Genomic DNA, 26,916 nt, shown 5'->3' on the forward strand with positions numbered 1-26,916 from the left:
TTAACGGTGTTACTTAACTACATAGTGCTATGTGCGCGAGATCACAAGTAGTTAGAGTCTAATCTTCTGAATTAGTTTCAGGAAATACCGTTTCAGAGCCATCCCCATGAAGTACGGCGACGTAAGCAGGTTTGCCGAAAGGGTCAAGCTTCACCAAGCCAACACCAGACTTATTGACTAATCGATTGTGGTCACTTGGCTCTGGCTTACGCTTAAATATCTTTAAGCGTTTACGTTTAGTAAACCAGTTGAGCGGAGAGCGTGGCGTATATAGCCATTTATCTAGGGTGTCACAGATTGTCAGTAGGGGTTCTGGGAACTCGCTCTTGATACCACTGCATGTAATCTGATAGATGTGAGAATCAGTTTGTTTGAATCTGAGCTTTACGTCATAGACGAATGAATAGTGCACATCGCCAGACAGAATGACAAAATTCTCGGGCGTTTTACTGTGAGTAAAAATCGACAGCAAGGTGTTGGCACTTCCTGGATGCGCCATCCAGTTCTCAGCATCAATGATCAGTGGATTGCCAAGCTTGGTCGCCATAGCTTGTAGCGTCTCAATAAATTTCACACCAAACATTGGGGCTGGAGAAACGACAACGACAGAGTCAAACCCAATCAACTCTTGTTGAAACTCAACCATCGCCTCCCAATCCATAAGCCCTGACGGTTTGTTCATCTTTGACTCGGAACGCCAGCGCCGAGTTCGGGTGTCAAGAACGATCACTTTAGGGTGGCTTTCTAAGGTGTAGTGCCATTTTTCGTATCTCAGAAGCTGCTGAATCAATTCATCATGCTGATCGTTATCTAGCATTGTCTCGCTAACCGGATTGTTTGGGAACAAGGTGGCTAATTCTTGTTTCCAGTCGGAATGCATCTGTTCTGGATGATTTCCCCAAGCTTGGAAAATCAGATAGCTCACTAAAGCATTACCTATGATTCGCTTCGAGAAAGCATTGTCATACGCGGCTTTTTCCCAGCCAACCGTTAGGTTCCAATCATCTGTGACGTCATGGTCGTCGAAAATCATGTAAGTAGGAATATGAGCAAGTAGTCGTCGAACCTTTGATAAATCGGCGACGAACCCTTCTAGTGCTTGTTGCTCTGATAGCCACTGTTCGCGATGCGAGGGGCTGATGTCATTGGCGCTTAACTTTTCGAAACCAACGAGATGCCATAACTCTGGGGACCAAGTAAGAAGGTACATCGCGATGAACTCAGACAGAGTAACCAAATGGTTATCACATTCTCGTGAACTGAAAATGGCGGTTTGTTGTGAGTTTAATAAGTTCTTGAGTCGACTACTGGTATCCTGATACTTAGGTAAGAGTTTATCTCTTTCATAAAGTCCAACTTCGCCACTGTGAAGCAACGAACTGTCTGTAAGCGAGCTTCGGAGAAATTCTTCGTTAGGTAATTCCAGAAGCTTAATGACTTTATGAATACACTGAAGAGTCGGCCCGGCGATGTGGTCAGCGTATATTTGATCACCAGTGAGTAGCAGGATATCGGGACGATCAGTCAATTGACCGTCTTTTACCTTAATTTCAATGCGCTCGTCTAACTTTGCAAGACTATCTGGACTTGGGTGGTGTGGGTTTCTACAGGAGCCATGAATGATATAGTCTGCGGTGTCCGTGAGTTGAACATCGACGCGTTCGTTATCGGCATAAAACATATTCTTATGAAGAACGGAACGATTTGATGCCAAGTCGACGATGTCGTAGTGAAGCTTATCGTGCGCTTCAAAAGAGTGTTGTAAATAGAACTGGACTATCCAAAGCTTAGGACTCAGCTGCAATATCTGAGACTCAGGTATCGAGTAGGAATGCTTGCCGAACTCACCAGATACAGAAACGGACAAAGACAGAGGTGAAACTGACGTCGCAAACCAAAGTGTCAGCTCACGTTTGTTTGTTCGGCGAAGAACTGGTCCTGCAAGAAGATGGGGTAGTGTCGTCATGACTATCCTTGTTACCTTTTGTTTTCTATTTGCGGCTATGCACTTTTGTCGAGTACAGCTTCCTCATTTTCCATTTGCTCTAGTAATTCTATAAAGTCAGAGCTACTTGCCTCATGCCCAATCACAAAGAAACCTGTCAGTGCGTCTAGTAGTTGAGACGTGTTACTACTTTGTTCAACGATTTCTTCCAATCTGCGGCGAAGCAGTTCAACCTCATGCTCAACAAAACCACGCGCTTCTTCATCAGAAGATGCTTCATCAGGAGCGTTGTCAAACTCTAGAAATAACAGTTCGTTATCGAGTTCTGTATTGACTAATCGTTCAGGAAGCCACTTTTCACCAGTAACGACATGAATATCACTGTCAACAGGCAGACTATTAAGGATGTTTTTTAATTTTTCTACTTTCACGATTGGTCTAAATAGTGGAAACTATGCCATTGATAACTGTTGGTTATTTATTGAGCTGTATCGGATAATCACAGTTAGGTGACATAATAAGTGTAATAACAACATAATATAACAACTCTTCTCTTAAGAGATAGCGTTGTAAGCGAAATTGGCATTAGCCTTACAAGTTAGGCTATTTACCATCCCAAACACGTGCTCTCGACCCTTTTTTTACTGATTGATAACATTTCCAGTTGGAGAAACTGCAAGACATGATTAAGAAAAATCTCGCGCTAGCGATTACGGCAACCATGATGGCAACGTCCGTTGCACAAGCCGAAGAGTCTGCGCAAGAAGCGGAGTGGGGTATTGCAGCAGTTTGGCGCACAGCCAACATCCCTTTTGATACAAAAGGCGGTGATGCTACTGTAAGTACTTTCATTCCCATGATGTTCTTTAAGAACGACTATGTCTTTCTTGACGGTACCATGGCAGGTGCCCACCTCTATAAAACGGATGATAAACAATTAGAGTTCAACGCGATAACGCGTATGCGATTCATCGATATCCCTGAAGATGAACAAAATGCCGTTGGTGGTGATACCGCTGATTACGGTCTGCAAATGCGTTATAACTTTGACCCTGTGTGGCATTATGACGCGGAGTTGATGACGGATGGTGACAATCGTTTCCATGCTAACTTCCGCCTACAAGGTTTGTTGGACTACGGCGACCTCGAAGTTCGTCCTAATGTCACTTTGCGTTTCAAAGATGCTGACTTTAATACTCAGTACTACGGCACTTACCGTGATACGGTCGACAACCTATCTGGTGGTGTCGATTACGCGATGGGAGTTGATGCGCGTTACCACGTCACATCAAATTTGTACCTATTAGGTGCGACAAATATTCGCATGCTGGATAATGCGGCGTATCACTCTTCAGTGGTCAAAGAGCGTTTTGAAGGCGAAGTCTATGTCGGTTTCGGTTTCTTTAACGAGAAGAAAAAGAGCACATCTAAAGCCAAGCAAGTAAGCCGTGACATCAGCACTAAGCCTTATGTGAGAGTGGCACACGGTTGGGCTTCACCGTCTGACATGGGTGACATTCTTACTTTTAAAGGCAAACGCGACCCATATAACAACCAAGTGACGTCGGTGTTCTATGGACACCCACTCACTGATGAACTGTTTGGTTTACCTCTTGATATTTACTTGAGTCCGGGTATTGCCCATCACTGGAACTCGGAAGTACAAGACTCAGGTACCGAATTTGTAACGCTTATCAAAGCCTACTACACCATTAACTGGCCAGTGAAGATGCGCTTGGGTGTAGGTAATGGTTTATCGTATATCGATAATATTACGTATATCGAACAGTCAGAGATGGATAAGAAAGAGAAGCGTGCAAGTCATCTAATGAACTACATCGATATCTCCTACGATCTTAGCATTGGTTCTCTGATTCGTAAGCCAGAACTCGAAGACTTGTGGCTTGGTTACTCTTTGCACCACCGCAGCGCTATCTTTGAAGCGTCTTCGCAGTTTGGTCGTATCAAGGGCGGCAGTAACTACAGTACGGTTTACCTGCAGTACCACTTTTAAAATTATTGAACAAAAGCTCCGCGAAATGCGGAGCTTTTTGTATCCGCTCGAGTTAACCCACATCCACTACCTGTGCTACAATCGCGCCAGTTTTAATAAGAAAAAATACTAGGGAATGTTTTGACTTCCTCTCATGATTCTAATCAGCCAGCACAAGCGAAAGCCAACAATGCACAGTCTCTAAAACGAGCACTAAAAGACTGCATGATCCGCGATCGTTTTCGTTTAAGTAAGCGCATTGCTGGCGCATCAAAAATTAAGAAACCAGAAGCACAAGCCGCCGTATTCGATGAGATCGCGGTGGACATTGCTAAGTCGATGATGGACGCAGAGCAGCGTGCCGCGCAATCACGACATATCGAATACCCTGAATTACTTCCAGTCAGCCAGAAAAAGGACGATATCGCAAAAGCGATTGAAGAAAATCAGGTTGTTATCGTAGCGGGTGAGACGGGTTCAGGTAAAACCACCCAGTTACCGAAAATTTGTTCAGAACTTGGTCGTGGTAAATTCGGGCTTATCGGTCATACACAGCCACGACGACTTGCTGCACGTTCAGTTGCCAACCGTATCGCGGAAGAGATGGAAACTTCGCTAGGCGAGTTTGTGGGTTATAAAGTTCGATTTAACGACCAGATCTCAGACAACACACAAATTAAACTGATGACGGACGGTATTCTGCTGGCCGAAGTTCAGCACGACCGTTTTCTCAATCAATATGACACCATCATTATCGATGAGGCGCACGAACGCAGTCTAAACATCGATTTTATACTTGGTTATTTACGCGAGCTGTTGCCTAAGCGTCCCGATCTTAAAGTCATCATTACCTCGGCAACAATTGACCCAGAACGATTCTCAAAACACTTCAACGATGCACCAATTATTGAAGTGTCCGGTCGTACTTATCCCGTTGAAACTCGCTATCGTCCACTTCGCGGCGATGATGACAATGACCGAGATCAGTTAGAAGGCATCTTTGAAGCAGTCGACGAGCTGTGTGACGAAGGGCTAGGCGATATCTTGATCTTCATGAATGGTGAACGAGAGATTCGCGATACCGCCGATGCGTTAGGTAAGCGCAACCTTCGAGATACAGAAATCGTGCCGCTCTACGCGCGATTGTCTGCTGGCGAGCAGAATAAGATCTTCCAACCTCATGCGGGTCGCCGAATTGTCCTTGCGACAAACGTGGCTGAAACCTCGTTAACGGTGCCTGGGATTAAATATGTGATTGACCCTGGTACTGCACGCATAAGTCGTTATAGCTACCGTACTAAGGTACAACGTCTTCCAATCGAGCCTGTATCGCAAGCGAGCGCAAATCAGCGTAAAGGTCGTTGTGGTCGTGTGGAAGAGGGTATCTGTATTCGCTTGTACTCAGAAGAAGATTTTGAGTCTCGCCCAGAATTTACCGACCCAGAAATTCTACGTACTAACTTAGCCTCTGTTATTTTGCAGATGACGGCACTTGGATTAGGCGACATCGAGGCGTTTCCTTTTGTAGAAGCACCTGACAAGCGTAACATCCAAGACGGTGTTCGCTTGCTTGAAGAGCTCGGCGCGATTAACGATAAAGCCAAAGATCCTAAAAAGCGTCTCACGCAGATTGGTCGCAAGCTAGCTCGCCTGCCTATTGATCCTCGTCTGGCGCGAATGGTCATTGAAGCACCGCGTTTGGGTTGTTTGAAAGAAGTCATGGTAATCGCGTCGGCTCTGTCGATTCAGGACCCGCGTGAGCGTCCGAGTGACAAACAGCAGTCTTCTGATGATAAACATCGTCGTTTCTTCGACAAAGAATCGGATTTCCTAACGTTTGTAAATCTATGGGACTACATCCAGAAGCAGCAAAAAGCGTTATCTGGCAATCAGTTCCGTAAGCAGTGCAAACAAGACTATCTGAACTATTTGCGAGTACGTGAATGGCAGGATGTCTATTTCCAAATTCACCAAGCGATGCGCGAGATGGATGCCAAGCTAAACCAAGAGCCGGGCAGCTACCAAGCAGTACATAGCGCATTATTGGTTGGCTTGTTATCGCATATTGGTGTTAAAGACCAAGAGAAGAATGAGTATCAAGGCGCTCGTAACGCACGTTTTCATATCTTCCCTGCCTCTGGTTTGTTTAAAAAGCAGCCGAAGTGGATTATGTCTGCAGAGTTGGTGGAGACCTCTAAGCTTTGGGGTCGAATTATCGCCAAGATCCAACCTGAGTGGATTGAGCCTCTAGCAAAACACTTAATTAAGCGAAGCTACAGCGAACCTCATTGGTCCAAAAAACGCGCTGCAGTAATGGCTCACGAAAAAGTGATGCTCTATGGCGTGCCAATTGTGCCGAAACGCCTAGTCAGCTATGGCGCGATTGATCCTGTTATCAGTCGAGAGCTGTTTGTACGCAGTGCTCTAGTAGAAGGTGACTGGGAAACAAAACACGCATTCTTCAAACAAAACCGAAAACTTCTTCAAGAAGTTGAAGAGCTAGAGCATAAGTCGCGCCGTCGCGATATTTTGGTCGATGACGACGAGCTATTTGATTTTTACGATCAGCGTGTTGGAACCGAAGTGGTATCCGGGCGACACTTTGATACTTGGTGGAAGAAAGCGAGCCAAGCTAATGAAGAGCTGCTTAATTTCGAGAAAGAGATGCTGTTTAAAGGTGACGCTAGCCATGTTACCGATCTCGACTATCCAAACTTCTGGCATCAAGCTGGTTTCAAACTCAAGCTGAGTTATCAGTTTGAGCCTGGAGAAGATAACGATGGTGTTACTGTTCACATACCATTGCCGATTTTGAATCAGATCGACCAAGACGGATTTGACTGGCAGATACCGGGCCTACGCCATGAGTTGGTGGTCAGTCTTATCAAAGCGCTACCGAAGACACTTCGTAAGAACTTCGTTCCAGCACCAAACTACGCCGACGCGTTTTTGGCAAGAGCGAAGCCAATGGAAGCGCCACTGCTTGACTCTCTAGAGAAAGAGCTTCGTCGAATGACGGGTGTTGAAGTGTTACGCGATGACTGGAATCTAGACCAGTTACCTGAACACTTGCGCATTACGTTCAGAGCGGTCGATCACCGTAACCGCAAGCTTAAGGAAAATCGCGATCTTTACGAGCTCAAAGAGAGTTTGAAAGACAAGGTTCAAGCGACGCTTTCTAAAGTTGCTGATGACGATATCGAACAACAAGGTCTGCACACATGGAGCTTTGGTGAACTGCCGAAAGTCTATTCTCAAAAGCGTGGTGGGTTTGATGTCAAAGCTTATCCCGCGCTTGTAGATAATAAAGACAGTGTTGAGATCAAGCTGTTTGAAACAGAAGCAGAGCAAGAGCAGGTGATGAAAGAAGGGCAACGTAGGCTGTTGCTTCTGAACGTGCCATCACCGATCAAATACCTGCACACCAACTTACCGAATAAGTCGAAACTTGGTCTGTACTTTAACCCTTACGGCAAAGTGCTCGACCTGATTGATGACTGCATAGCTTGCGGTATTGATAAGCTTATAGAAGGTCAGGGCGGACTTGTTTGGGATTCAGATAAGTTTGAAGCACTAAAAGAGCATGTAAGAGGTGAGTTAGGTGATACGGTGGTTGATATTGCTCAGCAAGTTGAAACCATTCTTACTACCGCATTCAACATAAATAAAAAGCTGAAAGGTCGTGTGGACTTCTCGATGGCGTTTGCACTGTCTGACATTAAGGCGCAAATAGAAGGCTTGATCTTCAAAGGCTTTGCGACTGAATGTGGTTGGAAACGACTTCCAGACATCTTGCGTTACCTGAAAGCGATTGAAAAACGCATGGAAAAACTGCCGATCGACCCGAATCGAGATCGCATGCACATGCTTAAAGTTGAATCGGTAACACAAGATTACAAAGAATTGCTGAACAAGATCCCTAAAGGTATGAAAATACCAGAGAACGTCAAAGAGATTCGCTGGATGCTCGAAGAGTTGCGTGTCAGTTATTTCGCTCAACAACTCGGTACCCCGTACCCGGTATCAGACAAGCGTGTACTAAATGCGATAGACGCGTGTTAAGCCGGAATTGTTGAGTTTACTCAAAATTTTTGATCTATGTCTCTGAGAAACATGAAGGTTTTACCAAAAATTAAAACTTATCGGTTTCTCACGAGATATAGTGTGTGATATATAAGGCTCCGCGGTGGCTTTGATTGGATTCGCCGCATTCTATTAAACAAGAAGGTTACAAATGAAAAAGACACTTTTAGCGCTTGCGCTTGTTGGTGCCTCAACATCTGCGTTCGCTGATGCTTGGTTGTACGGTGGTGTTTCAGCTGGTCGTGCTGAATACAATGGTAATAGCGATACGCCAATGGGTTTCCACGTTGGTACTGGTATCCTACCAATCATCGGTATTGAAGGTGGTTACTGGAAGCACGGTAATTACGATATGACAGCTAACAACGGTGCGACTGGTTACGCTGAACTGGGTTCTTGGTACGCAGCGCTTAAGCCAAGTATCGATATTGGTCCAATCCAGCTTTATGCGAAAGGTGGTCTTCACTACTACAACGCAGACTACAAAGGCAGCTTGAACGGCAGCGATAGCGGTACTGACATCATGTACGGTGTGGGTGCTGAGTACTTTGTAACTGACATGCTTTCTATCGGTGCAAGCTGGCAGCGTTTTAACGGCGTTAAAACGACGTTCTCTGGCGACAAAGATCTAGATAGCTTTACTATTAACGCGACTCTTCACATCTTCTAATCGTTGTCAGATGAGTTATTGAAAGCGACCTTTTAGGTCGCTTTTTTCGTTTTGGAGCAATTATTTGCTTGTGTTAGTTGGAATCATGAGTGGCACCAAATAAGCCACTACAGATAGCGCGAACGCAGATGCGCCTCGAAGAATTTGGCGTCCAAGACGTCTCCGGTCGCTTGTTTGACCAATGCGTCGGTTGATAACAAGCTCGCTTTACTCCAGATGTTTTCAGACAACCAAGTAAATATCGGTGCGAGATCTCCGGATTGAATTGCGTCATCAACATTCACAGTTTGCTTCATCGCTGCCATAAATTGAGCAGCATACATCGCACCCAGTGTGTATGACGGGAAGTAACCGAACGCGCCATCTGTCCAGTGGATATCTTGCATGCAGCCATCTTTGTAATTGTCTTCAGTAGAAAGACCAAGATATTGCTGCATCTTTTGATCCCATAGCTCTGGAATATCTTTGAAGGAAATCTTGCCGTTCATAAGGTCACGCTCGATTTCATAACGAAGTATAACGTGAGCAGGGTAGGTCAATTCATCCGCATCTACACGAATGTAGCCCGGTTGTACGCGTGTGTAGACCTTTTGAAGGTTTTCTGGTTGAAATACCTGCGCATCATTCGACGTAAAGTGTTTTTGTGCGAGTGGAGAAAGGTGAGCAATGAAGCCCTCACTACGACCTAACTGCATTTCAAAAAATAGCGATTGAGATTCATGAATACCCATCGAGCGTGCTTCACCTGCAGGTAATCCAGAAAGCTCGGCTGGTAGCCCTTGCTCATAACGCGCGTGACCGGTTTCGTGTACGATTCCCATTAGTGATTGAACGAAATCAGATTCATCGTACCTCGTTGTAATCCTGACGTCTTGAGGGACACCTCCGCAGAATGGGTGTGAGCTAATATCGAGGCGACCATGGTCGAAATCGAAGTTAAGTAACTTCATTACATCCAAACCGAGCGCGTTCTGTTCTGCCGTCGCGTAGCGCTCGTTTGGCAAATAGACAGACTCAGATTGTTGTTTCTCAATGACTTCTTGGGTAAGGCTAGGCAGCCATGATATCAAGTCACCAAACAAGGCATCGAGCTGTTTAGAATTGACTCCGGGTTCATAAATATCAAGCATTGCATCATAAGGCGTTAATCCAGATTGCTCAGCGCGAATCTGCGCTTCTTGCTGAGATAGATTGACGACTTCTTCAAAGTTCTTACAAAAACCTATCCAATCGTTCTCACCACGCTGCGTCCGCCATGCATGCTCGCATTTCGAGCCAGCGAGCGACTTAGCTTTCACTAGATCTTCCGGGACAACTGTTTTTAAGCGCCACTGACGTTTCATCTCTGCCAAGCTTGCCTGCTGCTTGACATCTAAGTTGTCTGATTCTGCTTTATCAAACCATTCGCCTAATTGAGGAGCCGTCGATAATTGATGGATATGAAGAGAAAGTTGCGCCATCGCTTCTGAACGTGCCTGGTTGCCACCTGATGGCATCATCGCGGCAGCGTCCCAGCCGCAGATAGCCGAAAGATGACCAAAATTGGCAATGGTTTTAAAGTGCTCAACGAGTTTATTGTAGTTTTCCATGTCTGTGACCTGTCGTTAGAACTATGGCTATACGTTAACATTAACAATAGGTTGCGAAAAGAATAATGCTATCAAGTTGTAAAATGTTGATGGCTTTTTAATACGCATTGGAGCAGAATCAGACTATTGTTCTACGTTTGCCCTTATCCATATGCATATTCTCAATTTCGAAGCCTTTTTAATCGCGATCACTATTCTTACTCTCACCCCCGGTCTTGATACGGCATTGGTGATCAGAAATACCACAAGAGGTGGTTTTCATGATGGTGCGGTGACGAGCTTAGGGATTTGTCTCGGTCTATTTGTCCACGCAAGCTTTTCGGCGCTCGGAATCTCGGTGATTCTGACTCAGTCTGCGGAGTTATTCACCTTGGTGAAAAGTGTAGGGGCGGCATACTTAATTTGGTTGGGTATTTCGAGTCTTCGATCGTTAAAAAATGCCTCTGCAATGTCAATCAGCGAAGGGCGTGAGCAACGAGTTCAAGGAAAGCGTTCTTTGAGAGAGGGTTTTCTTTCTAATGTTTTGAACCCGAAAACAGCCGTGTTCTACTTAGCGTTCTTGCCGCAGTTCATTAACCCAGAGTACTCACCGCTTGTACAATCAATGGTTATGGCGAGTATTCATTTTATCATCGCGATGGCATGGCAGTGTGGTCTGTCAGGAATGCTTAATTCAGCTAAATCGTTATTGAAAAGCTCTAAATTCATCCGTTGGATGGAAGCAACGACGGGCTTGGTTTTGGTTGGACTAGGGGTAAAACTGTTGTTGGAAGAGCCGACTATTTAACGTCTAAACAGTCGGCTAGGAAGCTTAGCTTGAGCGAGTATCGATAGCCTGCTCAAGTGACCGCTTAGTGCGCAAAAATTGATGCATGGTGACAGAAGAGCCTTTTAACAGGTATCTATCGAAACATTGATAGTAGTGGTCGCCATCTTCCATTTGCTTACAGAAGTTTCTCGCTTCTGTGTTGTGATGGTGTAGGTCTTTTTCAGATGCAAACTGATTATGAGACGCGCAGCCTGCCAAGATAAGTAACATCGCTAGTGAACAAGTGATTCGAAACATTTTAATCCAGTAGAAGTTAAACGCTTGTTGTATTGTAAGAATCCAATGATTGTTTAGTTACCATTTCACGACACAAGTTCCATTAAGCCTCAACTTTTTTTAGCCAATGGAGCAAATATTGTGCTAATTCTGTGGGCGAGTCCGCTGGAAGATCATGCGCGTCACTATCAAAGGGTATATAGGCGACTTTCCAAGCTTCAGCGATACGTTTTCCGGCTAAACTATTCACTAATTTATCGTCATTGCTTGTGATAACTTGAGTAGGGCATGACGGAGAGTTTTCTGGTCCCGCAAACCGAGCTGCGGCGAAAAGCTGTCTGAGCGCGTTAGAGAATTTAACGGGATGCTTTTCATTTAAAGCCAGGTGATACGAAAGTATGCTCGGATTGAGAACGTGGTTTGGATAGGTGAGATTTAGTATGGTTTTTTCAAATGCCTGAGAACCGCGAAGCTTTGAAATTAAGAGTCTAGGCATCTCTTTTAGATTAAAGCGTTCGTTAATTGGACTGAATCGAGCAAAACTTGGATTGATGAGAGTTAAGCTAGCTACCTTGTGAGGTACTTGGTGTGCCCAGTATGAACCCAGCATTGAGCCCATTGAAATGGCAATGATATGGTAACTGCCTATATCAGGTGGCAATTGCTCTATGACAGCGTCCAACATTTGCTCTATTTGTAGAGGGCTTATTTCCTTATACAGGTCTCCGTTACCGGGTACGTTAGGTGTGTAAATGTGCAAATCCGGCTCAAGCTCCTTTAATGCTCCAACCAAAAAATGCCAGTGTCCTGCTTCCCTGAGCAAGCCTCTAACTAAGACGATGGGTACCATAAATTCGTCGCTTTCCTTGTCAATTTCTCTTGCTGCTGATCTGTAATATTGAGCAAAAGGTCGTTGCTGAGCACCTGCATCAAGTAGCTAAGCAAGGTACTGTGTCGCCTCTCGACACGTTTTATTCTGTGTGGTTTGGTGGGGTGAAATAACTGACTAAAGCTCAGTAATTGCATAGGGTTCTTCTTAACCCAAAGCCATGACCCTAGCTCTAGCGTCAGAGGCACAAAGGGAGAGGTGGAGTCTTTGTAATGCTCTAAATGCATCCAATCCCAAAAATCTCCGTGCGTGGTGTATTGATGCCACTGAGGCTCAAATTGATAGAGTTTGTAATGTGGGTAGCTCTTTCTGAACACTGAATAGAGCAGATAAAACTCATGGAGGTTGTTAGGTGGCTGTTTGTGATGCGCAAAAGGAAACCATAAGCGATCTCTGGTACCAAAACCGCTGTGTAGGTCTAGTACGATGGTCGCTGACGACTTTTTTGCAAGGTTGAGTATGCATGTTGATACGGCAGTGAGTTCCCGTTCCATCTCTATTGGATTGCCTCGATACCAAGGAAGCTTAGAGCTTATTGATTGCCCCGCATACAACTGATAGCGCGGATTTGTTGAATGAACAGGTGCATTTCGCATCAAGTCAACGCCTCTATGGTTTGAGCGATTTTTCAATGCAACGCCCCATGGGTTGACTACCGGGATAGAGATGATTTTTATATTGTTTAATGTTTCCTTTAGTTGCTGATCCCACTCTACACGCCTTAACAAGCTTTTCAGAAAAGACAGGATGATTTGGCTTCCAATTCTCTCGACGCCATGAATAGCACCAGTTAAAACAAGGCAAGGTGCAGAGGGCTTGTCTGTGCCCAATGAAAGCATTTGTACTGGAAACTCATGTTGACCATGCTTGATGTACGTGAGTGTTGTCAGCGACAGTTCATCGTAGCGCTCAGCGTACGTTTCAATGTGCTCTAGTTCTTTAGGCGTTGCGACAAACATAAATAAACTCAGTGTTTTAAGTTAAGTTTAGAGAGTTTTGTTGCTACTAATGTGAACAATTCATGTCAATCGTGTATCGTCGTAATCATCCAATAAAAAAACACCGAGCATCATGCTCGGTGTTTTTTTATCAATGTTTTTACATTGGCTTTTTACCAACGCCAAAATTCTCTTTTGGTTTAAGCGTGATCTTACCAAAACCAAGCTTTTTGAAGTGATTGTCGCGATAGTTGCGAACAGCCTTGGTGTCAGAAATGGCTTCGATTTGCTGTTCCATTTTAAGGAACTCTGTCAGGTCGATACCTTCTGCTTCTGCTACCGCCTCATGGATATTACGGTGCTGCTGATAAGAAAACGTTAGTGTCTTCTCTTCGTTTTTGTATTCGTAGATGATGGTACGCGCCATGGTGTTACCTATTGTATTTGATGCCTGACAAATCTAAGCGCTAGATTCTGCCTTGAAGCGGGATGATTGTCACGCTTTCACCGGGTTTTACTGTATCGATGTGTGGAGCTATCTCTATCAGACAGTTTGCTTCGCTCATCGAACGCAAGATGCCTGAGCCTTGTTTGCCTGTCGTTTTAACCGAAAGTTGCCCGCTCTCTTGGTCCACTTCGTACACCCCACGACTGAACTCAGTTCGCCCTTGGCGAGAACGCAATGATTCTGTCGCAATGGCTTGAACTTTAAGTGGAGCGAAGTTTTGTACACCTTGCATCTTCTTAATTGCAGGTTCAACAAAGTTAATAAATGAAACCATTACCGCAACAGGGTTACCTGGAAGTCCAAAGAACGGAACACCATTAATATCACCAAACGCAAGAGGACGGCCCGGGCGCATATTGATTCGCCAAAAATCTACGCTGCCGCGCTTCTCTAATACGTTTTTAATAAAGTCCGCGTCACCAACCGACACGCCACCAGAAGTAATCACTAAATCAGCGGTCTCACTGGCTTCGACAATAGCACGCTCCATCACACTCTCGTCATCCTCTAAAATGCCGAGATCAACGATATCGCAGCCTAGCTTTTTAAGCATAGCCATGATGGTGAATCGGTTCGAGTCGTAGATAGAGTTTGCCTGTAACGGTGTACCTGGTGCTTGAACTTCATCTCCAGTAGAAAAAACAGCGACACGAAGCGCTCGTTTAACCGTCACCGAATCCATACCCAAAGAGGCTATCATGCCTAATTCAGGTGCTTGAAGTAAGGTTCCGGAGGTAAACACAGCTTGTCCAACGGCTAAGTCTTCACCAGCTTGTCTCACGTTCTGACCTGCTTTGATCGCTGCATCGCCAAAGCCGACTGAATTACCATCTACCAGTGCTTGTTCTCTCATCACGACCGTGTCTGCGCCAACTGGCATAGGAGCCCCGGTCATGATCTGCACTGCTTGACCTGGCTCTAATGCTTTGTCATATCCGTGTCCTGCCATCACACTTGCTACAACATCGTACTGGGTACGATGGTTGTCAGCGCCAATAATCGCATAGCCATCCATCGCCGAGTTGGTATAAGCCGGTACATTGATTGGTGAGCTAATGTCATCGAGCAAGACTCGTCCGTATGCCTCTGTGATTGCCACTGTTTCTGACGCACTAATCGCTTCGACTGCATTTAGGATTTTCTCTTGCCCTTGTACAACGGAAAGAAACGCTGGAGATAAAGTATCGCAACATGCGGCAGCATTTGCTTTTGGTGTTTCTTGCTTTTGCACATAACCCAGAATGAAGGTCTTAATCGCATTGAGATCATTGATACTCATGGTTGGAAGTTCAACATCGAGTTCACTGTCTGATGCAATAGCAATAATGTTGTCGTCACTAGGGTGAAGCCAAGGTTTACCCACTTCTTGTCGGTTTAATTCAATCTTTGGAAACGCGATGTTTTTGCATCCTTCCACTAGGATCAAATCGAGCGCCGTATGGTCAAATCGAGATAATAAGTATTCGAAGCCAGCTTCCGAATCTGGTGTTTCCGTCATAAGAGCATGGCGATAGCGTGAAGAGATCAACATTTGGCTCGCGCCCGCTTTGCGAAGGCGGTAGCTGTCTTTACCCGGTTTATCCACGTCAAAGTTGTGATGAGCATGTTTTAGTACGCCAATACGTAATCCTGTTTCAGTTAACATGGGCAGCAACGCTTCGAGTAAGGTCGTTTTTCCGGTACCACTGTATGCAGCAAAGCCGAGTAGGGGGACGTTGTTGATGGACTTGATAGTCATAAATAGGCTCTTTACTGTTGATCGTTGGCAATCGCTAATTTAGCGAGTTCTTCTGGCGTATTCAGGTTTACAAAGCATTCTGGATTATCAGAGAAATCGACGTACTCTGTATGACATTCTTTATAGAGCAGAATGATCTTACGATCTCCTCGCTCGAGAAACGCTTCCAGCTTTGGTAACACCCGCTTGTGGAACATAGTAAACACTGGTTGATGGAAGTCTCCATCGTGAGCGACCAGTATGTCACTGTCTTGTTTGACCGCTTGGCAGAATCTTTCAACCACAGACTCGTCTACGAAAGGGCTATCGCAAGGGACAAATCCGACCCAGTCTGTTTTTGCTGAGGCAAGACCCGCATGGATACCACCAAGTGGACCCGGAAAATCCGGGTAAGTATCACTGATCACAGGGACATAGTGCCCATATTTATCTTGATTGCGGTTGGCATTGATGGTGATGGATTGAGTTTGTGTAGCCAATCGCTCTAACACATGTTCAATGAGTGGCTTACCATTAAACTCGATAAGACCTTTATCATTGCCACCCATACGAGAGGCTTGCCCTCCAGCAAGAATGACCCAACTAGTCTGAGTTGGATGCAACATAGTTATTCTCTTTATCTTTATGTTTTTTATCGATGATTTGTAGCAATGGTGATTCTATCAAGGTGCAGTCTTTAATCCACCATTGTTTTCGACACAACCGAGTTAACGCGTTGGTTTGGTGGCTTGTAATGACGATACTTGAGCCATGCTCTAGTAAATCTTGAGCCATAAAGACAAGACGCTCGATAGACTCTTGGTCGAGAGAGGCGCTTGGTTCGTCCATTAGTAAAATCGAAGGTTTTAGCACCCATGCTCGCGCCATCGCAACGCGCTGCTTTTCACCACCAGACAGTACAGAGACGTGCTCGTCAGCGAGCGTTTCAAGCCCGACAAGGCGTAAGGCTGAGATCACCTCAGCACGTTTGTCATGCAGATCTAAATTCTTGTGTTTAATGCCATACACAACATTCTGAAATACTGATCCATCGAACAGATAAGGCGATTGGTGCAAATAAATAACGTCTTTGCGTCCTGGCCCGCGAAACAACCCAGTAAACAGCGATTGATGGCGAGGCAGTACATCGCCTGATGTCGGCTTGAGCAGCCCGGCAAGTATTTTCAGTAATGTTGTCTTACCAACGCCATTGTCTCCCTTCAGATAAACGGCTTCATTTGGACCAATTGTAAGGCTGGGGATATGAAAAAGGACGCGATCCTTGAATCGCATTGAAACCTGCTTTGCTTGTAGCTGTATTGTCATTGTTGTCCCTTAAGCAGAGTCTTGGATTAATTATAGTGGTTAGTATCAAAAACAGTGGAGCTATATCAGGTTCTCAGTACACCCTTACCGCGCATTGATGAAAGAAGGAAGTTGAGCACGAGTGCTAACACAAGTAGAACGATTCCAAGGGCGACACCTTGAGCGAATGCGCCTTTATGGCTCTCCATTGCGATAGCGGTTGGGATATTTCGAGTTAATCCCATAATGTTACCGCCGACCATCATTGAACAGCCAACCTCTGTCACGATTCTAGAGAAGCCAGCGACGACAGCGGCCATAAGAGGAAAGCGAGACTCCCAAATCAATGTCATTAGAGTTCGAAAACGTGATACACCGAGGGTGACAGACGTTTCCAGTGCACGTCTATCGGTACTTTGCAGTGCGCCATGCATCATTGAAACAAGCACAGGAAAGCAGATCAGTATTTGACCTACAATCATCGCGCGTTGCGTGAATAGCATCTCCCAATTACCAAGTGGTCCCGAGCGAGAAAGCAGCATATAAAGCAACAAACCAATGACGACCGTCGGAATAGCTTGCATCGTGTTAACCAACGACAGCAAAAACCACTTTCCGGGAAAGTTCGTGTAGGCGAGAAGATATGAGACGATGATTGCGGGCAGCACAACCAGTGAGACAGCAGATATCGAAACGCTGAAGGAAACCGCCACAATGCGCCACAGATCTTTGTCTAAGCTAAATAGGAGGCCTAGGGCCTCCATTGTCGTTTCGGTGATACTCATTAACTGTTGTTTTTCTCTGCATCCGCAACAAATAACTGCTCACCCATTTTACGGTAGCTGTTAATCATCGATTGACCTTTCTCCGATACAAGCCAGTCACTAAGGGCACGGGCGCCTTTAGTATTAAGAGTAGGGTAACGCTGTGGATTCACCACGATAACTTGGTATGGGTTGAACAGCTGCTTGTCACCCTCAAATAACACTTTGAGGTCAAGCTTCGCTTGGTAAGCGAGCCAAGTACCACGGTCAGTCATCGTGTAACCTTGCATCTCTGATGCCATATTCAGTGTCGGCCCCATACCTTGACCTACTGAGCGGTAGCCACCGAAATCAGGCTCAATCTTGGTTTGTTTCCAGATCTGCAGCTCTTTCTTGTGTGTTCCCGAGTCATCTCCGCGCGAAATGAAGATAGCGTTTGTCTTTGCAATATGATCAAAAACTTGTTCGATGCTTTTTTGATCGTGGATGTGAGCAGGATCTTTGTCTGGGCCAACAATCACAAAATCGTTGTACATCACGCTGCGAGGTTCGATGCCGTAGCCTGCTTCAACGAAGCTAGCTTCGGCTTTCGGCGCGTGCGTCATAACTACGTCCACATCGCCATTTTCACCCATTTTTAGCGATTTACCGGTACCTGCTGCGATGATATCAACTTGATAACCAGTTTCTTGGGTAAATTCTGGGAGAAGGTAATCGAGTAAGCCTGAATGGTACGTGCTAGTAGTCGTTGCAAGTCTGACGCGCGGTTGCTCCGTGCTGTCTGCATAAGCCGAAACAGATAGCGTAGCTAGGGATACCGCCGTCACCATTAATCGAGGGAATGTCATAGTGTTTTCCATTTTTGTTTTTATCTTAAAACCATGTGCTCTTTGCGAGCTCTATCCTTAAGCAAAGACAATGCCATAATTTCCTTAGGAAAAAAGAGGCAAAGTGCGACATTTTGCTAAAAAATTCAGAGAGTAAACTACAATTAATTTGAGCTGGGACAAAATGTCGCAATATTACCCATGATGTTTCGCCACAGATTGGTACACTCTGTCTCAAATAGGAACAATAACAATTATTTATGACTTTCTTCCAAACATCTGATATCCCAAATCAACAGTCTTCTCCCTATCTTGCGTTTTCTGTGCTTGTCGTCGATGACGAAGTCGGAATGCAAACCGTTCTGAAAAAAGCGCTTAGCAAAGGCTTCGGTCATGTTGATACCGCAAGCAGTGTCGAGCAGGCGGAAGAGATGCGTCTAGCCAACCATTACGATCTGATTATTCTCGATATCAACCTTCCTGGTCGCTCAGGTATCGAATGGGAGGAAGCGTTTAATGATCAAGAGCGAAAAGCCGACATTATCTTCATGACGGGCTACGCCGACCTAGAAGTCGCAATCAGTGCGTTAAAACTGGGAGCATCAGACTTTATCCTTAAGCCTTTTAACCTTGAGCAAATGCTACAAGCCGTTAAGCGCTGTATGGATAAACGCCTCGCTGAACGAATGAATCTCGCGCTAAGTCACGATATCAGCCGCAGGGTAAGTAAAGATCTCATCGGCAACTCTGAAAAAACAAAGCAGTTAAAACAACTCATTGCTCAGTTCGCACCGTCACGAGCGTCTGTTCTTATCGAAGGCGAGTCAGGGACAGGTAAAGAGCTGGTGGCTAGAGGTATTCATGCGGCGAGCAAAAGGCAGGGACCTTTTGTCGCAGTGAACTGCGGAGCACTAGCACCTGAACTGTTAGAAAGTGAGTTGTTTGGCCATTCAGCAGGCGCTTTTACTGGAGCTAAGAAAAACCGAGAAGGGCTGTTTCGAGTGGCGAGCGGCGGAACACTATTTTTAGATGAGATAGGCGAAATGCCCCTGGCGATGCAAGCGTCACTGCTTCGAGTTCTTGAGCAACGTACTGTTCGTCCCGTAGGCACAGAAAAAGAGATCAGTATCGATGTAAGAGTCGTTGCAGCCACGAATCGAAATTTACGAGACCAAGTATACAAAGGAGAGTTTCGAGAGGATTTGTTCTATCGGCTGAACGTGCTAAAAATTGATGTGCCCGCACTACGAGAGCGATTGGCGGATCTTTCTGACCTAGTCCCGTTTTTCACGCGTTATCTTTCGAAAGAACTCGGTGTACCAGAGCCTAAATGGGCGCACGAAGATATGCACATGATGCAAGACTATGACTGGCCAGGCAACGTTCGTGAGCTTAAGAACATGCTGGAGCGCTGTATCTTGCTCAATAAACCACCAGCACACCATTTCGTTGAGATGAAAGGTGGTGCAGTCAATACAGCGATAACTATGTCGGTCAATGATCTTACTATCATGCCAAGTACCACAACGCCGATTGAAGCAGAGTTTGGCTATCCAAACTCCTGGTCGTTAAAAGATGTAGAAAAGTCTCATATTCAACAGGTGGTTGACTATCACTCAGGTAACAAGTCTGCTGCATCACGAGACCTTGGTGTCGCCCGTAAAACCCTAGAACGCAAGTACAAAGAGTGGGACGAGAACGGGTCTGATGAATAAGGAAAATCGTTTTATTAGCAAATGGCGGTATCGAATGTCATCGATGGTTCGCTATCGCCTGCTGTTTCTCACGTCCGCGCCAATTGTACTTACGTTAATTGCCTTGTTTGGCATTACGGCCTATTGGTCAATACATTACACGTGGCAAAGCGCGCTGGTAGATGTGTCTGAACGCCTAAATATCGTCGAAGATAAGATCCACCGCCTTCAGGAGCGGCAGTACGAACATCTGGAAGCATTCTCTTCGTCTTATGAGTTCCGAACACGTCTTGATCATCTTCAGACCCATGACGAGTTTGACACTTGGATAAGCTCACAGAGAGCGAGATACGGCTTAGATTTTCTACGTTGGAACCCAAAATCTCAAATAGCGGATTTGGGTCGTTATCAAGAAATGGCGGGCGCTCGAAGCTTTTTTGACGTGTTAACCAGTTCAGAAGCGACCGACATCGAACCTACGCTTACTGATCACTCAGAAGTATGGCATCAAGACAGACAAATCGTAGAGACTCGCTCATTAGTCAGCCGTTCAGTCATCCCAGTTTTCGATCGTGAAAGTCATCTACTTGGTTATCTCGACGGAGGGGTACTGATGAACAATAACCTTCAACTTGTCGATGAAATCAAAAGCACGATTTACCCTAGCGGCACCCACCAACGTACAGTGTCGGGAACCGTCACTCTGTTTTTGGATGATTTACGTATCGCCACTAATGTACCTATGGATGACTCCTACGAAGGTCGACGTGCTATCGGAACGGTAGTTTCAGACGAAGTGAAGCAGGCGGTTCTCGTTAAGGGAGAAAGCTGGATAGACAAGGCCTTTGTCTATGATTCCTGGTATATCGCTGGCTACAATCCCATCGTCGACCTTCATGGCAAGACAGTGGGTATTACTTATACCGGTTACTTAATTTGGCCACTTATCAAAACCTATATCACTAACCTCGGTGAAGTAACGGCTATCATACTGACGCTGTTACTTATCTCCGGACTAATCGTTTATCGTGGCGCTCGAGATCTGTTTCGCCCAGTTGAGCAGATTCACCGCGTCGTAAAAATGGTGCAACTAGGTAAAGACGAAGAGCGTATAGGTGGACTTGGGCTGAATGCCAATCATGAACTAAGTCAGCTGGCCACTCAGTTCGATAACATGCTAAACCAACTTCAATACCGCAACGAGCAAATTCAAGAAGCGGCGCATGAGCTAGAAGCAAAGGTTCATTCCCGAACGGCAAGCTTAAAAGAAAAAACCGAGCAGCTTGAGTTACACATTCAGCTCTTAAACCAAACTCGCGATAAACTCGTCACCAATGAAAAGCTCGCCGCTCTCGGTGAGTTAACGGCCGGTATTGCTCATGAGATTAACAACCCAACAGCAGTAATACTCGGAAACGTCGAACTGATCAAATTTGAGCTCGGCTCAGATATGACGCGTGTAGAGGAAGAAGTCGATACCATACTTGCTCAAATCGATCGTATTCGAAACATCACACGAAGCCTACTTCAATACAGTCGCCAGGGTGGAGTACAAGATGAGATAACGTGGCAGCATGTTAATCCGATTGTGGACGAGAGCGTCACCTTAGTTAGAACAGGTTCTAAGAAACGTGATATTGAATTTATCGTCGACTTACATGCTAAAACACCGGTCGAGGTTAATCGCCATCAGCTATTACAGATCCTTGTGAACCTGCAAATGAATGCCATTCATGCCATGAGCGGTAAGGGCAGGTTAACCGTACTGACCGAAGATTGGATTGAGGGCAAAGAGAGCATCGGTGCTCTGGTGCATGTTATCGATGAAGGGTGTGGTATCTCTGAACTCAATCTGAAACGTATCTTTGACCCGTTTTTTACGACAAAGCGTGATGGAACCGGACTCGGTCTATCAGTCTCACAGAGTATTCTCAGCCAAACTGGTGGCGAGATTAAGGTTCAATCTACGGTAGGTAAAGGGAGCCAATTTACGTTGTATCTTCCTAATAAAGCTGATCATCATTTACTCGTAAGTGCATAAAAACGTTAAGAAGAGTTTGTCCCAAACTTGCATCTAATGAAGTAAGGCTGTCATTTCACATAACAAACGCTTCGTGTTGACTAAGATTAAGTTAGATTAATTTGGTCATAAAAAAAGAGGGAAGTAGGATGAAATCAATGACATGTAAACAGCTCGGAGGGGCTTGTGACTTTGAATTTCAGGCAGATACGTTCGAAGAGATTGCTGAGCTCAGTAAACAACACGGTATGGAGATGTACCAACAGCAAGAGCCTGCTCATCTCGATGCTATGGCGAAGATGCAAGAGTTGATGAAAGATCCTGCTGCAATGCAGGTTTGGTACAACAATAAAAAGCGCGAATTTGACGAAAGTTAAACTCGCGCTACTCATCACAGGCAGGCGTCACGCCATGCAGATGTAGATAGTACCTAGGACCATGACAGAAATAAGACCGTACCAAATCTTTTGGGAGCGAGTATCGGCGACATTCACGCGGATGTAGTTCATCTCCTCGTTAGCCATCACCTCAAAATCGGCAAAACTTAGTGTAAATTCTTTACTTGCTGCAGAGATGTCTTTTTGCAGTTTATTGAAGGTCGCTTCTACGAACTGCTTAGCTTCTCCAAGTGGCGCGCTTGCGAGAGATATCGCATCCCAGATTGCCATTCTTGATTCAAATTCACGGTCAGTTACGCGGTTGAGCATTAGCAAATCATGCTCACGTTTCAAACGTTCTTTGCCCAATTTATTGGAATTCATATCAGAGAACTTATTCAAGTTTACTACTCCAGAGTTTTCATAGTTACGCCGCCTCAGGGGAATGAGAGCGGCGTTATGTGCCGAAGATAGTAGGTAGGGCTCGAACGCCCTTCAACTTGATGTTTTTGTTTGAACGACAAATTTTTTTGGTTAGTAAAACCAATAATAGTGTGCCGTGGATTACTGTTGCGATCTTTCTAGGCTAGGGTAGCCCCCTAATTGAGTGCATTTGGTAATCAGCATGTTGCCCTCGTAATTGCCATCCACCCAACAAGGAACGGTGGGTGTTCCCCCCGTATTTCCTCCGGCAAAAGCGAGGCTACTTACGCCGAGCGCTAAAATACATAACAATTTCATAGGAACCTCCAAAAATAGACTATGTATTTAAAAGGACTGAAAGATTCTACTTAGATGTCCTGTCTACTATTGCTGTTACGTATCCAAAACAAGGAGAGACCATGAAACTATTTAGATTAGCGCTACCCGTATTTTTATGGCTCGCATTGACGGCAACTGCACATGCAGTAGAGCCTGTCTACAGTGATTTCTTTGGAAAGGCTATTCGAGGCTACGATCCCGTCGCTTATTTTACAGAGGGAAAACCAGTAAAAGGCGATAGCGACTATACCTATAGCTGGAACGATGCTGAGTGGTACTTTTCATCGCAAGAAAATCTCTCTTTGTTTACCGCAAACCCAGAAAAGTACGCACCCCAGTATGGAGGATACTGTGCATGGGCCGTGAGCAAGGGCTATACCGCGAAAATCGATCCCAATGCATGGTACGTACATAACGACAAACTGTACCTTAATTATAGTCGTTCTGTTCAAAGTACATGGCAGCAGGACATTCCCGGCAACATAGCAAGCGCCGACAAAAACTGGCCGCAACTATTAAATAATTGATTACGACAAAGACATTACTCTTAACTTGAGTGCACAGCGATTTGCGGTGGATTAATACCGTGTTTCTTGAACTCACTCATAACACGAAGGGTAATATCAGTCTCAAACAGTTTTTCATAAGCGGTGTCCACCACATATGCTTTGCACGTTAATTGAATCGCCAAGTAGTTATCGGTGATGGTTTGCTTAACCAAAACGGTAACGGGTTTCGGTAGGTGAATATAACGGCTCGATGACGCTGCTTCTTGTATAAGATTACGAGCTAAAACAATATCTTCGTTCATTCCTACATAGAAAGGGATAACGACCTGCATATCGAGAGCCCCATAGTTACCACTAACCGTTACCTCGTTTAGAAACTTGTTATTAGGAATGGTGATAATGTCATCGTTTAGGGTGCGCATACGAACTGAGCGTAAACCTATGGTCAGTATGTCACCATAGTTACCTTCAAACGTGACACGGTCACCCACCTGAAACGGTCTATCAATCATTACGGTAAGACCAGCGATAAACGAAGCAGCGAGATCTTTCATCGCAAAACCGACAGAGACGGCGAGGGTACCGCCAATTAAAGCCAGAATATGGTCGTTGATTCGAAAGCTGAGCATGAATACCACAATACCAGCGGTCATATAGATGAAGAACTGCAAGAATGACTGAAGCTTTTGAAGCAGCATTCGATACTGAACAAACTGACCGCCAATACTCTCGACCATCGAGTTCATAAATTTTATGAGCAGCCAAGTACCCATCATGATAAAGATACTGAGCAGCACACCTGACCAACGAATCAGTGTTGCAAACTGAGTGATGCTATCGACGTTGGCAATCTCCTCGCTTGCCAATGAACAGAGAGGGAACAACAAAAGCAGAGTGAAAGCGAAAAACTTTGTCATTTCGGCTCCTTACTTAACGAGTAAATGTTGGCGATCTAGAACGTTGGTGATGTGCCTAAACCAGTGGTCCGAAATACGAGCTTTATCTTCATTCCAATCAATATAACCGCGACTTTGGAAGTATCTTAGCGTGCCGATCACTTCTGAAATGGTCAACTGAGTGCAATCAGACACATCCTCTGGAGAGGCTGACTCAAGCTGAACGATGGAACGAAGTATAGCGAGCATGGGCTTAGGCATCTTGTCTAGCTCTTCAGACTCTGGCGCATGGAACAACCTTACAACGACATTGTCTGTCTCTTTGTTACGCTTGAGAGAGAATCGAAAGAATCGCAGCGCAACCGTTGGGTTACCATCTGAATAGTGCCAAAGGATTCGATAAAAGCCTTGCTTGGCACGATCTTCTTCCGATTCACTGTCATTATCCCACTGCTTAGGTACGGTGAGCCCTTCAAAGCTGACAGTGTAGTTTTCATCCTGATTAATTCTGCTATCCAGCAGCCCCGCGATTTGCTCTTCACTCCATCTAGGGAGAAATGCGACCCAATCGAATAGCAGACGTTCTCCTCGCGCTCTGTCTACAAAGCGCCAACTGGCTTTTTCGATAGAGAATACCGCACGATGGCTTTGTTTCGATCGGCGCAATAGGTTGGTAAAGCGAATAAGGTCATTCAGTCCGCCTACTTTAGGTTTCACCAACCTCTGACAGTTATCGATGGCAATTAAATAGTGGGTGTCACTTTTTCTGAGATGGTTAAGAATTTTGACCTCACTTGTTTCTTCCTCAAGGCCTAAGCTGACAGCGAGGTGAACAAGGAGTTCTTGATATCCCGCAATTGGACAGTTTATATAAATAGGCTCAGCGTTTTTCGCTTTGTGAAGTATTTGCGTGAGCAACCTCGTCGCACCAACACCACGCTCACCAGTGACGACGCAAATTGCGGGGCTGTTGGTAAGAAGATATTTTGAAAGCTGCTGCATTTCATCTTTGGCGTATGAAATCAGGGGGCTTGAATCGTCACCTGGCTGAACATAATCAAACGCGGCATCGCCTTTTACTCTCACGAGGTTGTCATCGGCATTACTACCCGTTTGTTTAGCAACCTCAATCTTAAACAAGTAAGTAAGGGCCTGATTAAAGAAGGTATAATGGGATAGCAGCCCAATCAGGCGATTCTTAAGATGATGGAATGCGATCCACATCGTTGCGATCGCGGTCGCGATAAGACCAACAATAAAGACATCTTTTTTGGTCGAAGCCCAATGGATGAGCATAGGCTTGTCTGAGATCTTATCGAGCGATTCAAACACCACCTTTTTCCACATGATAATCACGCTGAGCGTAATGAGCGCAAACCAAAGGGAGAATAAGGTGGTTATCCAGTAGTAAATGGTGCCTTTTCCTAGTGTTTGAGAGGCGATTTGCAGCACTAACCCAACAACAATAAAACTCCAGACGTAGCGACGCACCGTAGAGAGTCTTAGGGCTGCTACCGTTTTGTTGGTCGCTAAACTGTTACGCTGGACGAACTCGAGGATGAAAGAGATGGCAATCGAACCGCCCAGTATCCACCACGTAAACAGCTCGATGTAATAGAGCTGAGAAAGGGCGTCAATGCTGCTTAACACCCGTAACGAGACGGTAATTGCAACTAACCACGCAATCGCCTTGCTCGCGCGCCCTATATACCAAATTAATCGAACCCAAATAGGTGGTTTTGTCATTGCAGCGGCGACGTGCGCTTTGAACTGTTCAAACAGCCTTTTTTCATTCGCTAACCACCACATTAGAATGGAGTAGATAAAGAAGACTTGCACACCAACCCAGATAACGGGAACAGGGGAGATAAAGATCTCCTTGATTAAGGTTTTTAAGCTTCTTAGCTGGAAGAACACAAAGTATTCAGCGTTAAGCCGTGTTATTTCGAATTCTTGTTTAAATTGGGTAACGCCGTCGGGGCCAAATCCGGTCAATTGCTCGAAGGTTTTATCCGATGCAAGCTCCAACAGCCTCTGTTTGCTAAGGCTGAGACTATTCAAGGTCAGGTACTGAGTTTGAACATCAAACCAATGCTGTTCATCTGCCTCATCACGATAGACCGCCAATGCTTCGTTAAAGGCTATGATTTCTCGGTCTTGCTGATCCAAGGTATAAGCGAGCAACCGACGAACCTTGTTGGAATCTGATGGTGTCATAAACAGCTTGGATGGAAGTCGACTAATCTCTGACTCCAGAGATAGAGCATCTTCAGATGGAGTTGGCAGGTCGTCATCTTGATAGTCCCAACGAGCGGATGCCGGGAAACTAAGAATGAGAGTTACCACCACTAACCAGAAAGTGTGTCTAATCATTGTTGTCATACT

At 45.3% G+C, this 26,916-nt stretch carries 23 protein-coding genes; 8 read left to right on the forward strand and 15 right to left on the reverse strand.

The window, feature by feature from the left end:
• Positions 1–58: 58 nt before the first annotated feature.
• Together LY387_RS07865 and LY387_RS07870 are read right to left on the reverse strand one after the other, a co-directional pair.
• Entirely contained in the window at positions 59–1,966 is a 1,908-nt protein-coding gene (locus LY387_RS07865) for an alkaline phosphatase D family protein (RefSeq protein WP_234495982.1), read from the reverse strand.
• A 35-nt stretch (positions 1,967–2,001) separates the two neighbouring features.
• The gene (locus tag LY387_RS07870; RefSeq protein ID WP_234495983.1) at positions 2,002–2,376 is read right to left on the reverse strand and encodes a hypothetical protein; all 375 of its coding nucleotides are present in this window, start codon (positions 2,374–2,376) and stop codon (positions 2,002–2,004) included.
• A 251-nt stretch (positions 2,377–2,627) separates the two neighbouring features.
• Here LY387_RS07870 and LY387_RS07875 point away from each other — a divergent pair, with 251 nt between their 5' ends.
• From LY387_RS07875 to LY387_RS07885, 3 genes are all read left to right on the forward strand, one after another.
• On the forward strand, positions 2,628–3,959 hold the full coding sequence (locus tag LY387_RS07875) for a MipA/OmpV family protein (protein WP_234495984.1): 1,332 nt from the start codon (positions 2,628–2,630) through the stop codon (positions 3,957–3,959).
• A 204-nt stretch (positions 3,960–4,163) separates the two neighbouring features.
• Positions 4,164–8,000: an ATP-dependent RNA helicase HrpA gene (gene hrpA / locus LY387_RS07880; protein WP_234496075.1), complete on the forward strand. Its 3,837-nt coding sequence runs from the start codon at positions 4,164–4,166 to the stop codon at positions 7,998–8,000.
• A gap of 172 nt (positions 8,001–8,172) precedes the next feature.
• Positions 8,173–8,691, forward strand: a complete 519-nt coding sequence (locus LY387_RS07885; protein ID WP_234495985.1) for an outer membrane beta-barrel protein — start codon at positions 8,173–8,175, stop codon at positions 8,689–8,691.
• Positions 8,692–8,798: 107 nt separating this feature from the next.
• On the opposite strand, the gene LY387_RS07890 is transcribed toward LY387_RS07885, so the two are convergent.
• Entirely contained in the window at positions 8,799–10,280 is a 1,482-nt protein-coding gene (locus LY387_RS07890) for a carboxypeptidase M32 (protein WP_234495986.1), read from the reverse strand.
• Positions 10,281–10,431: 151 nt separating this feature from the next.
• Here LY387_RS07890 and LY387_RS07895 point away from each other — a divergent pair, with 151 nt between their 5' ends.
• Positions 10,432–11,067, forward strand: coding sequence for a LysE family translocator (locus tag LY387_RS07895; RefSeq protein WP_234495987.1), 636 nt, complete (start codon positions 10,432–10,434; stop codon positions 11,065–11,067).
• A 24-nt stretch (positions 11,068–11,091) separates the two neighbouring features.
• Here LY387_RS07895 and LY387_RS07900 read toward each other — a convergent pair whose 3' ends face one another.
• The 9 genes from LY387_RS07900 to LY387_RS07940 all read right to left on the reverse strand — a co-directional run bounded on the left by LY387_RS07900 (position 11,092) and on the right by LY387_RS07940 (position 18,294).
• Entirely contained in the window at positions 11,092–11,346 is a 255-nt protein-coding gene (locus tag LY387_RS07900; protein WP_234495988.1) for a hypothetical protein, read from the reverse strand.
• A gap of 82 nt (positions 11,347–11,428) precedes the next feature.
• Positions 11,429–12,175 carry an alpha/beta fold hydrolase gene (locus tag LY387_RS07905; protein WP_234495989.1) on the reverse strand — a complete coding sequence of 249 codons (747 nt, stop codon included), beginning with the start codon at positions 12,173–12,175 and terminating at the stop codon, positions 11,429–11,431.
• Entirely contained in the window at positions 12,157–13,173 is a 1,017-nt protein-coding gene (locus LY387_RS07910) for a DUF2817 domain-containing protein (protein ID WP_234495990.1), read from the reverse strand. Before LY387_RS07910 ends, LY387_RS07905 begins: the two co-directional genes overlap by 19 nt.
• Before the next feature lie 139 nt (positions 13,174–13,312).
• Complete coding sequence (locus LY387_RS07915; RefSeq protein ID WP_042501483.1) at positions 13,313–13,579, reverse strand: DUF2960 domain-containing protein; 267 nt, start codon at positions 13,577–13,579, stop codon at positions 13,313–13,315.
• Between the two features lie 40 nt (positions 13,580–13,619).
• The gene (locus LY387_RS07920; protein ID WP_419153429.1) at positions 13,620–15,398 is read right to left on the reverse strand and encodes a bifunctional molybdopterin-guanine dinucleotide biosynthesis adaptor protein MobB/molybdopterin molybdotransferase MoeA; all 1,779 of its coding nucleotides are present in this window, start codon (positions 15,396–15,398) and stop codon (positions 13,620–13,622) included.
• A gap of 11 nt (positions 15,399–15,409) precedes the next feature.
• Complete coding sequence (mobA, locus tag LY387_RS07925) at positions 15,410–16,003, reverse strand: molybdenum cofactor guanylyltransferase MobA (RefSeq protein ID WP_234495991.1); 594 nt, start codon at positions 16,001–16,003, stop codon at positions 15,410–15,412.
• Positions 15,981–16,703 (reverse strand): energy-coupling factor ABC transporter ATP-binding protein, encoded by a 723-nt coding sequence (locus LY387_RS07930; RefSeq protein WP_128648495.1) that lies wholly within the window; start codon positions 16,701–16,703, stop codon positions 15,981–15,983. Before LY387_RS07930 ends, mobA begins: the two co-directional genes overlap by 23 nt.
• 65 nt (positions 16,704–16,768) lie before the next feature.
• Positions 16,769–17,467: an ABC transporter permease gene (locus LY387_RS07935; RefSeq protein WP_042472944.1), complete on the reverse strand. Its 699-nt coding sequence runs from the start codon at positions 17,465–17,467 to the stop codon at positions 16,769–16,771.
• Complete coding sequence (locus tag LY387_RS07940; protein ID WP_234495992.1) at positions 17,467–18,294, reverse strand: substrate-binding domain-containing protein; 828 nt, start codon at positions 18,292–18,294, stop codon at positions 17,467–17,469. Before LY387_RS07940 ends, LY387_RS07935 begins: the two co-directional genes overlap by 1 nt.
• Before the next feature lie 239 nt (positions 18,295–18,533).
• Here LY387_RS07940 and LY387_RS07945 point away from each other — a divergent pair, with 239 nt between their 5' ends.
• The 3 genes from LY387_RS07945 (at position 18,534) to LY387_RS07955 (ending at position 22,364) form a co-directional block, all read left to right on the forward strand.
• Positions 18,534–19,988, forward strand: a complete 1,455-nt coding sequence (locus LY387_RS07945; RefSeq protein WP_234495993.1) for a sigma-54-dependent transcriptional regulator — start codon at positions 18,534–18,536, stop codon at positions 19,986–19,988.
• Positions 19,981–22,008, forward strand: coding sequence for a sensor histidine kinase (locus LY387_RS07950; protein ID WP_234495994.1), 2,028 nt, complete (start codon positions 19,981–19,983; stop codon positions 22,006–22,008). The genes LY387_RS07945 and LY387_RS07950 overlap by 8 nt, the downstream gene beginning before the upstream one ends.
• Before the next feature lie 128 nt (positions 22,009–22,136).
• Positions 22,137–22,364 (forward strand): DUF1059 domain-containing protein, encoded by a 228-nt coding sequence (locus LY387_RS07955; RefSeq protein ID WP_042472951.1) that lies wholly within the window; start codon positions 22,137–22,139, stop codon positions 22,362–22,364.
• A gap of 27 nt (positions 22,365–22,391) precedes the next feature.
• Here LY387_RS07955 and LY387_RS07960 read toward each other — a convergent pair whose 3' ends face one another.
• The gene (locus tag LY387_RS07960; protein ID WP_234495995.1) at positions 22,392–22,748 is read right to left on the reverse strand and encodes a thiamine-phosphate diphosphorylase; all 357 of its coding nucleotides are present in this window, start codon (positions 22,746–22,748) and stop codon (positions 22,392–22,394) included.
• A 458-nt stretch (positions 22,749–23,206) separates the two neighbouring features.
• Here LY387_RS07960 and LY387_RS07965 point away from each other — a divergent pair, with 458 nt between their 5' ends.
• Positions 23,207–23,653, forward strand: coding sequence for a YHS domain-containing (seleno)protein (locus LY387_RS07965; RefSeq protein ID WP_234495996.1), 447 nt, complete (start codon positions 23,207–23,209; stop codon positions 23,651–23,653).
• Between the two features lie 20 nt (positions 23,654–23,673).
• On the opposite strand, the gene LY387_RS07970 is transcribed toward LY387_RS07965, so the two are convergent.
• Together LY387_RS07970 and LY387_RS07975 are read right to left on the reverse strand one after the other, a co-directional pair.
• Positions 23,674–24,552, reverse strand: a complete 879-nt coding sequence (locus LY387_RS07970; protein ID WP_234495997.1) for a mechanosensitive ion channel family protein — start codon at positions 24,550–24,552, stop codon at positions 23,674–23,676.
• A gap of 9 nt (positions 24,553–24,561) precedes the next feature.
• Positions 24,562–26,904 (reverse strand): ATP-binding protein, encoded by a 2,343-nt coding sequence (locus LY387_RS07975; RefSeq protein WP_419153430.1) that lies wholly within the window; start codon positions 26,902–26,904, stop codon positions 24,562–24,564.
• Positions 26,905–26,916: the final 12 nt, after the last annotated feature.

This window comes from Vibrio maritimus (assembly GCF_021441885.1).
In the GTDB taxonomy this organism is placed as follows: Bacteria; Pseudomonadota; Gammaproteobacteria; order Enterobacterales; family Vibrionaceae; genus Vibrio; species Vibrio maritimus_B.

What these genes read in the sequence shown, in the direction of transcription:
- LY387_RS07865 (WP_234495982.1), bottom strand. Translation starts at nt 1,966, where the DNA reads ATGACGACACTACCCCATCTTCTTGCAGGACCAGTTCTTCGCCGAACA.
- LY387_RS07875 (WP_234495984.1), top strand. Translation starts at nt 2,628, where the DNA reads ATGATTAAGAAAAATCTCGCGCTAGCGATTACGGCAACCATGATGGCA.
- hrpA (WP_234496075.1), top strand. Translation starts at nt 4,164, where the DNA reads ATGATCCGCGATCGTTTTCGTTTAAGTAAGCGCATTGCTGGCGCATCA.
- LY387_RS07885 (WP_234495985.1), top strand. Translation starts at nt 8,173, where the DNA reads ATGAAAAAGACACTTTTAGCGCTTGCGCTTGTTGGTGCCTCAACATCT.
- LY387_RS07890 (WP_234495986.1), bottom strand. Translation starts at nt 10,280, where the DNA reads ATGGAAAACTACAATAAACTCGTTGAGCACTTTAAAACCATTGCCAAT.
- LY387_RS07895 (WP_234495987.1), top strand. Translation starts at nt 10,432, where the DNA reads ATGCATATTCTCAATTTCGAAGCCTTTTTAATCGCGATCACTATTCTT.
- LY387_RS07900 (WP_234495988.1), bottom strand. Translation starts at nt 11,346, where the DNA reads ATGTTTCGAATCACTTGTTCACTAGCGATGTTACTTATCTTGGCAGGC.
- LY387_RS07905 (WP_234495989.1), bottom strand. Translation starts at nt 12,175, where the DNA reads ATGGTACCCATCGTCTTAGTTAGAGGCTTGCTCAGGGAAGCAGGACAC.
- LY387_RS07910 (WP_234495990.1), bottom strand. Translation starts at nt 13,173, where the DNA reads ATGTTTGTCGCAACGCCTAAAGAACTAGAGCACATTGAAACGTACGCT.
- LY387_RS07915 (WP_042501483.1), bottom strand. Translation starts at nt 13,579, where the DNA reads ATGGCGCGTACCATCATCTACGAATACAAAAACGAAGAGAAGACACTA.
- LY387_RS07920 (WP_419153429.1), bottom strand. Translation starts at nt 15,398, where the DNA reads ATGACTATCAAGTCCATCAACAACGTCCCCCTACTCGGCTTTGCTGCA.
- mobA (WP_234495991.1), bottom strand. Translation starts at nt 16,003, where the DNA reads ATGTTGCATCCAACTCAGACTAGTTGGGTCATTCTTGCTGGAGGGCAA.
- LY387_RS07930 (WP_128648495.1), bottom strand. Translation starts at nt 16,703, where the DNA reads ATGACAATACAGCTACAAGCAAAGCAGGTTTCAATGCGATTCAAGGAT.
- LY387_RS07935 (WP_042472944.1), bottom strand. Translation starts at nt 17,467, where the DNA reads ATGAGTATCACCGAAACGACAATGGAGGCCCTAGGCCTCCTATTTAGC.
- LY387_RS07940 (WP_234495992.1), bottom strand. Translation starts at nt 18,294, where the DNA reads ATGACATTCCCTCGATTAATGGTGACGGCGGTATCCCTAGCTACGCTA.
- LY387_RS07945 (WP_234495993.1), top strand. Translation starts at nt 18,534, where the DNA reads ATGACTTTCTTCCAAACATCTGATATCCCAAATCAACAGTCTTCTCCC.
- LY387_RS07950 (WP_234495994.1), top strand. Translation starts at nt 19,981, where the DNA reads ATGAATAAGGAAAATCGTTTTATTAGCAAATGGCGGTATCGAATGTCA.
- LY387_RS07955 (WP_042472951.1), top strand. Translation starts at nt 22,137, where the DNA reads ATGAAATCAATGACATGTAAACAGCTCGGAGGGGCTTGTGACTTTGAA.
- LY387_RS07960 (WP_234495995.1), bottom strand. Translation starts at nt 22,748, where the DNA reads ATGAATTCCAATAAATTGGGCAAAGAACGTTTGAAACGTGAGCATGAT.
- LY387_RS07965 (WP_234495996.1), top strand. Translation starts at nt 23,207, where the DNA reads ATGAAACTATTTAGATTAGCGCTACCCGTATTTTTATGGCTCGCATTG.
- LY387_RS07970 (WP_234495997.1), bottom strand. Translation starts at nt 24,552, where the DNA reads ATGACAAAGTTTTTCGCTTTCACTCTGCTTTTGTTGTTCCCTCTCTGT.
- LY387_RS07975 (WP_419153430.1), bottom strand. Translation starts at nt 26,904, where the DNA reads ATGATTAGACACACTTTCTGGTTAGTGGTGGTAACTCTCATTCTTAGT.